Source organism: Streptomyces sp. NPDC020379 (assembly GCF_044387105.1).
Taxonomy (GTDB): domain Bacteria; phylum Actinomycetota; class Actinomycetes; order Streptomycetales; family Streptomycetaceae; genus Streptomyces.
Genome location: NZ_JBIRVR010000005.1, coordinates 353,728 through 362,084 on the forward strand (window position 1 = coordinate 353,728; position 8,357 = coordinate 362,084).

8 protein-coding genes are annotated in these 8,357 nt (G+C 74.2%); 5 read left to right on the forward strand and 3 right to left on the reverse strand.

Annotated elements, in window-relative coordinates; translation table 11 throughout:
• Positions 1–59: 59 nt before the first annotated feature.
• Both ACH427_RS09680 and ACH427_RS09685 read right to left on the reverse strand, forming a co-directional pair.
• A complete protein-coding gene (locus ACH427_RS09680) occupies positions 60–824 on the reverse strand; it encodes a crotonase/enoyl-CoA hydratase family protein (RefSeq protein ID WP_398868888.1) in 765 nt (254 codons plus the stop codon).
• Positions 821–2,467, reverse strand: a complete 1,647-nt coding sequence (locus ACH427_RS09685) for an acyl-CoA dehydrogenase family protein (RefSeq protein WP_398868889.1) — start codon at positions 2,465–2,467, stop codon at positions 821–823. Before ACH427_RS09685 ends, ACH427_RS09680 begins: the two co-directional genes overlap by 4 nt.
• A gap of 88 nt (positions 2,468–2,555) precedes the next feature.
• On the opposite strand from ACH427_RS09685, the gene ACH427_RS09690 reads away from it, so the two are divergent.
• From ACH427_RS09690 to ACH427_RS09710, 5 genes are all read left to right on the forward strand, one after another.
• Positions 2,556–3,296, forward strand: coding sequence for a PaaX family transcriptional regulator C-terminal domain-containing protein (locus ACH427_RS09690; RefSeq protein WP_398868890.1), 741 nt, complete (start codon positions 2,556–2,558; stop codon positions 3,294–3,296).
• Positions 3,297–3,337: 41 nt separating this feature from the next.
• Positions 3,338–4,426, forward strand: a complete 1,089-nt coding sequence (locus ACH427_RS09695) for a glycosyl hydrolase family 18 protein (protein WP_398868891.1) — start codon at positions 3,338–3,340, stop codon at positions 4,424–4,426.
• 63 nt (positions 4,427–4,489) lie between these two features.
• Entirely contained in the window at positions 4,490–5,188 is a 699-nt protein-coding gene (locus ACH427_RS09700) for a response regulator (protein ID WP_398868893.1), read from the forward strand.
• Complete coding sequence (locus ACH427_RS09705; RefSeq protein ID WP_398868894.1) at positions 5,185–6,687, forward strand: ATP-binding protein; 1,503 nt, start codon at positions 5,185–5,187, stop codon at positions 6,685–6,687. The genes ACH427_RS09700 and ACH427_RS09705 overlap by 4 nt, the downstream gene beginning before the upstream one ends.
• The gene (locus tag ACH427_RS09710; RefSeq protein ID WP_398868895.1) at positions 6,684–7,247 is read left to right on the forward strand and encodes a hypothetical protein; all 564 of its coding nucleotides are present in this window, start codon (positions 6,684–6,686) and stop codon (positions 7,245–7,247) included. The genes ACH427_RS09705 and ACH427_RS09710 overlap by 4 nt, the downstream gene beginning before the upstream one ends.
• A 16-nt stretch (positions 7,248–7,263) precedes the next feature.
• Here the strand turns inward: ACH427_RS09710 and ACH427_RS09715 are convergent, their stop codons facing one another.
• Positions 7,264–8,016, reverse strand: coding sequence for a polysaccharide deacetylase family protein (locus ACH427_RS09715; RefSeq protein ID WP_398868896.1), 753 nt, complete (start codon positions 8,014–8,016; stop codon positions 7,264–7,266).
• Positions 8,017–8,357: the final 341 nt, after the last annotated feature.

Consider the following 8,357-nt stretch of genomic DNA (forward strand, 5'->3'; position numbering starts at 1 on the left):
ACTCCGGTACGCGGAGCGGCGGTCCGGGGCCGCCTCCCCGGGAGGCCCCCGGGTGTCCCTCAGATGCGGGAGAAGTCCCCGTGCCGCCCCGCCCCCGCCGCGAAGCGGGCCGCCCCTTCGACCGCCTCGCCCAAGACGGCCATTCCATGGGCGAGTTCGGCCGCCAGGGCCGCCTCCTCGGGGAGGCCCTCCTGCTCCAGCAGGGAAGCGCGGTCGCCGCGCAGGCACGACTGCGGGAACCGGGCGATCCCGGCGGCCAGTTCCTCCGCCGCGGCGCGGGCCTCGCCGGGCGGCACGAGCCGGTTGGCGAGGCCCATGGCGTACGCCTCCGGAGCGGGCACCGGGCGGCCCGTGAGGATCAGGTCCATGGCCCGGCCCGCCCCGATCAGCCGCGGCAGCCGCACCGTGCCGCCGTCGATGAGCGGCACGCCCCAGCGGCGGCAGAACACCCCGAAGACCGCGTCCTCCTCCGCCACCCGCAGATCGCACCAGAGCGCCAATTCCAGCCCGCCCGCGACCGCGTGGCCGCTCACGGCCGCGATGACCGGCTTCGACAGCCGCAGCCGGGTCGGGCCCATCGGGCCGTCGCCGTCGGGCGCGACGCGGTTGCCCCGCTGACCGCCGAGGGCCTTGAGGTCGGCGCCCGCGCAGAACGTACCGCCCTCGCCCCACAGCACCGCCACCCGCGCCGCGTCGTCGGCCTCGAACGCCCGGAAGGCGTCGGCCAGCAGGGCGGCCGTCGGGCCGTCCACGGCGTTGCGCGCGGCGGGCCGGGCGAGGACGACCGTCGTCACCGGGCCGGAGCGTTCCGTACGGACCGTCACAGCGCCTCCTTCGCCCGCGCGCGGTCCAGGATCGGGCCGAGGTCCGCGCCGGTGGGCAGGGTGCCGAACGCGTGGCCCCAGTCGCCGCCCAGCCGCGACGCGCAGAAGGCGTCGGCGACGGCCGGCGTGCCGTACCGCACGAGCAGGCTGCCCTGGAGCACGAGCGTGAGCTGCTCGGCGACGCGGCGCGCCAGCAACTGGGCGCGGTGCGGGTCGGCGAGCGCGCCGAGAAGGCCGTGCAGACGCCCCACGGCGGCGTCGAGCCGGGCGTCCGCCCCCGCCGCCGCGCCGACCTCCGCGAAGTAGGCTTCCAGGGACGCCGGTTCCTTGGCCAGCGCGCGCAGCACGTCCAGCGCGCCCACGTTGCCCGAGCCCTCCCAGATGGACAGCAGCGGCGCCTCGCGGTAGAGCCGGGGCATCCCCGACTCCTCGACGTAGCCGTTGCCGCCCAGGCATTCGAGGGCCTCGGCGGCGTGCGCGCTGCCGCGCTTGCAGACCCAGTATTTCCCGGCCGCGAGCGCGAGCCTGCGCAGCGCCGACTCCGCGGCGTCCCCGGCCTCCGCGGCGTCGAGCGCGGCCGCCAGCCGCATCGCCAGCACCGTGGCCGCCTCGGACTCCACGGCGAGGTCGGCCAGGACGTTGCGCATCAGCGGCTGGTCGATCAGCTCGGCGCCGAACGCCCGCCGGTGCGCGGTGTGGTGGAGCGCCTGCCGCAGCCCGGCCCGCATGCCGGCCGCCGACCCGATGACGCAGTCGAGCCGCGTCATGTTGACCATCTCGACGATCGTGCGCACCCCGCGCCCGGGCTCGCCCACCGGCCAGGCCACGGCCCCCTCGTACTCGATCTCCGCCGAGGCGTTGGAGCGGTTGCCGAGCTTGTCCTTCAACCGCTGGAGGCGCATGGCGTTGCGCGTGCCGTCGGGCAGCACCCGCGGCATGAGGAAGCAGGTGAGCCCCTCCGGCGCCTGAGCGAGCATCAGGAACACATCGCTCATCGGCGCCGACGTGAACCACTTGTGGCCGGTGACCGCGTACGAGCCGTCGCCCGCGGGCACCGCCGTCGTCGTGTTGGCCCGGACGTCCGAGCCGCCCTGCTTCTCCGTCATCGACATGCCCGCGATCAGCCCCCGCTTGCCCAGCGGGGGGCGGAGGCCGTAGTCGTAGACGCGCGAGGCGAGCAGGGGCTCGTAGGCGGCGGCGAGGTCCGGCTGGGCGCGCAGGGCCGGCACCGCGGCGTACGTCATGGAGACGGGACAGCCGTGCCCCGGCTCGGCCTGCGCCCAGACGTAGAACTTCGCGGCGCGCACCAGATGGGCCCCGGCGCGCGGCTCGGCCCAGGGCGTGGCGTGCTGCCCGCTCGCGACGGCCTCGGCCATCAGCTCGTGCCACGCCGGGTGGAACTCCACCTCGTCCACCCGGTGGCCGAACCGGTCGTGGGTGCGCAGCACCGGCGGATACGCCTCCGCCAGCCGCGACCGCTCCTGGACCTCCTCCGATCCGGCGCGTGCCCCCAGCGCGCGCACCTCCGCCTCGCCCCAGCCACCGCCGTCGCGGCGCAGCGCCTCCAGCAGCGCGGGGTCGTCGGCGGTGGTGAAGCCGGTCAGGGGCGGGGCCTGGTTGAACACGTCGTGGGTGGCGCTCACGGGGGACCTCCGGACGGACGGGTGCGCGGCGGCATTACAGTTTTATGATGCGTGATCCAGCACTGTAATGAACAGGGTTTCGACAACCATGGACGACACCGGCTCCCGCCTGCCCCTCCGGCCGCTGACCGCGCGCTCGGTCGTGCTCTCCACCCTGCTCGGCCACCACCCGCCCGCGCTGCCGGCCAGCGCCCTCGTCCGCGCGGGCGCGCTCTTCGGCACCGCCGAAGGCACGGTCCGCACCGCCCTCACCCGCATGGTCGCCGCCGGTGACCTGGAAGCGCGCGACGGCACCTACCGGCTCACCGACCGCCTCCTCGCCCGCCAGGCCCGGCAGGACGACAGCCGCGCCCCGCGCACCCGCGCCTGGGACGGCGGCTGGGAGATCGCCGTCGTCACCACCGAGCGCCGCGCCCCCGCCGACCGCGCGGCCCTGCGCCAGGCGATGGCGGCCCTGCGCCTCGCCGAGCTCCGCGAGGGCTGCTGGCTCCGCCCCGCCAACCTCGTCCGCGACCGGCCCGCCGTCGTCGCCGAGCAGTGCGCCGTCCTGACCGGCCGGCCCGAGGGTGACCCGGCGCGGCTCGCGGCGCGGCTGTGGGACCTGGACGGCTGGGCGGCGCGGGCGGTCGCGCTGGAGGCGGCGCTGCGCCCCGGCGGCCTCGCCGAACAGTTCACCGTCTCGGCGGCGGTCCTGCGCCACCTCCTGGCGGACCCGGTCCTGCCGGCCGCGCTGCTGCCGCCCCACTGGCCGGGGGAGCGGCTCCGCGAACGCTACGAGGCGTTCGACCACGACTTCCGCGAGCTGCTGCGCAGGCATCTGGGGGTGTAGCCCCGCTCGCGCCACCGGCCGCCCCGTACAACGCTGGTGACATGATCCGCACCCGAGCCGCGGTCCTGGCCGCGCTGGCCGCGCTGAGCGCCGCCCCCGCGACCGTCCCCGCCGACGCGGCTCCGCCGCGGACGCGGAACGTCTCCGCCTGGCTGCCCTACTGGGAGCCCGGCGCCTACCAGGACGCGCTCGCCCACGCGGGCCAGCTGCACACCGTCAGTCCCTTCTGGTACGCGGCCACCGCCGCCGACCAGGTCACGGCACACCCCGGCGCCGGCGACCGGTCCGTGATCGACGGGCTGCACCAGGCCGGGATCAAGGTCGTGCCGACCGTCACCGAGACCCTCGGCGCCGCCGCGATGGCGGACCTGACGGGCGACGCCAAGGCCCGTGCCACCCACGTCGAGACCCTGCTGCGCCTCGCCACCGACCTCCCGTACGACGGCCTCGACCTCGACTACGAGCAGATGAACGACAGCGCGAGCGCCCCCGGCCTCGTCGAGCGGGTGCGCACCGGCTTCACCGCCCTGACCGACGAGGTCTGCGGCAGGCTGCACGCGCTGCGCAAGGAATGCACGGCCGCCGTCTTCCCCCGCTCCGCCACCCCCGGCCACGACCTCGGCCCCGCCTACGACTACGCCCGGCTGGGCCGCTCCCTCGACCGGCTGCGGATCATGGGCTACAACCTCCACGACGCCCTCGCCCCGCCCGGCCCGCTCTCCACCCCCGAGTGGTACGACGAGATCCTGCGCTACGCCACCGCCAGGCTCCCCGCGAAGAAGATCGAGATGGGCATCCCGGCCTACGGCTGGGACCACGTGGTGGGCGACCCCGGCCGGGCCACCCACCGCACGTGGCGGGAGGCCGAGGCGCTGCGCCGCAGGACCGGCGCCCCCTACGCCCTGGACCCCGTCGCGCACACCCCGCACTTCGCCTACACCGAGGACGGCAAGCGACGCGAGGTCTGGTACCAGGACGCCCGCGGGACCGCGGACCACCTGCGCGTCCTTGGGAAGTACGGAGTGGAGGGGACGGCGCTGTGGGCGCTCGGCTTCGAGGACCCCGGCCTGTGGCCCGTCCTCGCGGGCGCCCCGCCCGCCGCGGCTCCGGCGAATATGAGCAGTCGGTGACAGTTCGGGCGTCCCAAGGGCCGAACGTCGCACTGTTGTGCTGATGGGACGGATACTTGCCGCATGTCACGCGTGCTTCTGATCGAGGACGACCGGGCCGTACGGGAAGGTGTCACGCTCACCCTGCGCCGCCGCGGCCACGAGGTCGAGGGCGCCGCGACCGGCGAGGCCGGTATCGCCGCCATGGAGACCTTCCGCCCGGACCTCGTCCTGCTCGATCTGATGCTGCCCGACAAGAGCGGCTTCGAGGTGTGCCGCAGGATCCGCGCCACCCGGCAGATCCCGATCATCATGCTCACCGCGCGCGGCGACGACATCGACGTCGTCCTCGGCCTGGAGGCGGGCGCCGACGACTACATCGTCAAGCCCGCCCGCGGCGAGGTGCTCGAAGCCCGGATCCGGGCCGTGCTGCGCCGCGCCGCGCCCGGCGACGGCGGCCCCGACCCGGCGGTGGCCCAGCCGGTCGAGACGCACGGCGACCTCACCATCGACCGCGCCGGCCTGCTCGTGGCCAAGCACGGCCAGGACCTGCCGCTCGCCCCCTCCGAGATGAAGCTGCTGCTCTACCTCTCCTCGACGCCCGGCCGGGTCTTCAGCCGCCAGCAGCTCCTGGAGCACGTGTGGGAGCACAGCTACCACGGTGACGCGCGGCTGGTCGACGCCTGCGTGATGCGCCTGCGGACCAAGGTCGAGGAGTCCACGAGGTCACCGAAGTACATCCAGACCGTGCGCGGTTTCGGCTACCGGTTCGGACCCCTGTGACCCGCCGGCTCCTCCCGCGCCTGGGCGGGCTGCGCCGCCCGGAGTTCCGCCGGCCCAGGCTGCGCGGCGCCGCGAGGGGGCTGCGCGCCCGCCTGATCGTGGCGTTCCTGCTGGTCGCGGCCCTGAGCGCGCTCACCACGGCCGGGCTGACCTTCCGCTCGGCCCGCACCGCGATCCTCAAGCACACGCAGGACACCGCCATCGACTCCCTGCGCTCGCAGGTGAACTCGCAGGTGCCCGACTACACCTTCCCGCTGACCCCGCAGGCCCAGGCGGACCTCAGCCGCCGGCTCACCGCGGCGGGCGGCGCGCAGCACTGGATCATCCACCTCCGCTACCAGGGCGGGGCGATGGTGCCCTCGGTCGACGCCAACCGGACCATCCCGCAGGGGTTGCAGCAGAAGGTCCGCTCCGGCATCCCGGCCTTCCAGCGCATGGACATCGACGGCGACCCCTGGCTGTCCATCGGTCTGCCCGTCACCTTCAAGGACACCGGCCGGCCCTCCGGCCTGGAGGTCTACGCCCAGATGGCGCTCCGCGAGGACGAGGCCAATGTGCAGGCCCTGGTCAAGGCCGCCCAGAGCGGCGCCCTGCCCGCCGTCGCGCTGGCCGCCGTGCCCGCGCTGATCGCCGCCCGCGGCGTGCTGCGGCCCGTACGCGAACTGCGCCGCGCCTCCCGGAAGATCGCCGCGGGCGAGCTCGACACCCGGCTGCGGGTGACCGGCCGCGACGAGCTCGCCGACCTCTCCCGGACCTTCAACGACATGGCCGAGGCACTGGAGGAGAACGTCGCCGAGCTGCGCCGCATGGAGGCCAACTCGCGGCGCTTCGCCGCCGATGTCTCGCACGAACTGCGCACCCCGCTGGCCGCCATGACCGCCGTCGTCGACGTCCTCGACGAGGACGCCGCCACGCTCGACCCCGACACGGCCCACGCCGTCCGGCTCATCAGCGAGGAGACCGGGAAGCTCGCCCGCATGGTCGAGGACCTCATGGAGATCTCCCGCTTCGACGCGGGCGCCGCCGCCCTCCACCTCGACGAGGTCGATGTCTCGGAGACCGTCCGCAAGACCCTCCAGGCCCGCGGCTGGCAGGAAAAGGTGGCCGCCGACCTGCCCGAGGGCGTACGGGCCAGGCTGGACCCGCGGCGCATCGACGTCGTGGTCGCCAACCTCGTCGGCAACGCGCTCAAGCACGGCGGGGAACCGGTCAGTGTCGCGGTCCGCGCCGAGGAGCGGGTCACCGGCGACCGGCTGCTGATCGAGATCGCCGACCGCGGTCCCGGCATCGACGCCGACGTGCTGCCGCACGTCTTCGACCGGTTCTTCAAGGCCGACTCCGCCCGCGCGCGCTCCGAGGGCAGCGGCCTCGGCCTCGCCATCACCCTGGAGAACGTCCGCCTGCACGACGGCACGGTGCGGGCCGCCAACGCACCCGGAGGAGGAGCGGTGTTCACCGTGGAGCTGCCCCTGCGGCGCGGCGGAGGTGAGGAGGCGTGAGGATCCCCGCCGGGAAGCCGCGCGCGGCCGCCGCCGCGCTGGTGCTCACCACGCTCGCGGGCTGCGGTGTCACCACCACCGACGCCATCGACGCCGGCCAGCCCGCCACGGGCGCGCGGAGGCGGGGCGTGACCAGCACCTATGAGGTCAGGCTCTACTTCATGACACCCACCGGCATCGCCTCCAGCAGCCGGGACGCAGGCGACAGGGTCGGCCCGGAGGACGCCGTCGCCCTGCTCCTGAAGGGGCCCAACCAGCCGGAGAAGGAACGCGGGATGTACTCCGACCTGCCGAAGATGAACGGCGAGGTCCACGTCACCACCGGCACCATGCGGGTGGGCGTCCAACTGCCGTACAACGTGCTGAAGCTGTCCCCGGTCGCCCGCAGTCAGCTCGTGTGCACGGCGGCGAACGCCGAGGTGCCCCCGGGGCGGCCGATCCAGGACGTGAAGGTCGAGCTCAGCGGCGGCAGTTACGTCGTCTCGGAGCTGGTCTGCGACAACAACAACGCCTTCCCCGCGGCCCAGCTTCCCACCAGGACCGCGGCGCCCGTCCCCTGACGGGACCGGGGAGCCGTCAGATCTTGGGGAAGCTGAAGGTGTAGCCCTCCTGCTTGAGCCAGGGCAGCAGCCGGCCGAGCGCCTCCACGGTCTGGGCGCGCGAGCCGCCGCCGTCGTGCATCAGCACCGTCGGGCCCTTGGCCAGCTCGCGCTTGGCGGTGGCCAGGATCTTGTCGACACCGGGGTGCTCGAAGTCCTTGGTGTCCACGTTCCAGCCGAGCGGGCGCATGCCGTTCTCGGCGGCGATCCGCCGGCTGTCGGGGGTGAACGCCCCGCCCGGAGCACGGTAGTAGCGCACCGGCTCACCGCCCGACGCGTCCTCGATCAGCTTCCGCGCGCCCAGGATCTCCTTCTCCTGATACGCCACCGGTTTCTTGTCCATGGTGGTGTCGTGCGATATCGAGTGGTCGCACAGCCGGTGCCCCGCCGCCACGACCTTCTTCACCAGGTCCGGGTGCTTCTGGGCGTTCGGGCCGATCATGCAGAAGGTGGCCTTGGCGCCGTACTGCTCCAGCAGGGCCAGGACCTTCGGGGTCCAGGTGGGGTCCGGGCCGTCGTCGAAGGTGAGGTTGACGGTCTTCCCCTGGTCCTCCGAGATCCGCGTGATCTCGTCGCTCACGGTCTTCACGGGCGCGGGCCGGTCCGACACCTTGGCGCTGTTCCCGCCGCCCCCGCCGTGCTCGGCGGCCACGGCGATGGTCCCCGCGGCCACCGAGAGGACCGCCGCCGCGGCCGCGATCCGGATCGTGTGCTTCTTCTGCAGCGCCATGGCTTGTTTTGCCCTCCCTGCCGACGGTCATTGACACCAGCGAAGAGGGTCCGCGGAGGACGGAGGGTGCGTCTGTTACCGATTCATCATGAATCGGGTACAGCGGGCTCATCTCCCGTGAAGCGAGGGCCTGTCCGGGGCCGACGGGGCGTCAGGGGACGCGGGTGGTGCCGTGGGCACCACCCGCGTCAGGATCCGTCCGCCGCCTGGGCGCGGAAGCCGCGCAGCCGCAGGCTGTTGCCGACCACGAAGACGGAGGAGAAGGCCATCGCCGCTCCGGCGATCATGGGGTTGAGCAGTCCGGCGGCGGCCAGGGGGAGCGCGGCGACGTTGTAGCCGAA

Coding starts and splice junctions, on each gene's coding strand:
- ACH427_RS09695 (WP_398868891.1), top strand. CDS start 3,338: ATGATCCGCACCCGAGCCGCGGTCCTGGCCGCGCTGGCCGCGCTGAGC.
- ACH427_RS09690 (WP_398868890.1), top strand. CDS start 2,556: ATGGACGACACCGGCTCCCGCCTGCCCCTCCGGCCGCTGACCGCGCGC.
- ACH427_RS09715 (WP_398868896.1), bottom strand. CDS start 8,016: ATGGCGCTGCAGAAGAAGCACACGATCCGGATCGCGGCCGCGGCGGCG.
- ACH427_RS09700 (WP_398868893.1), top strand. CDS start 4,490: ATGTCACGCGTGCTTCTGATCGAGGACGACCGGGCCGTACGGGAAGGT.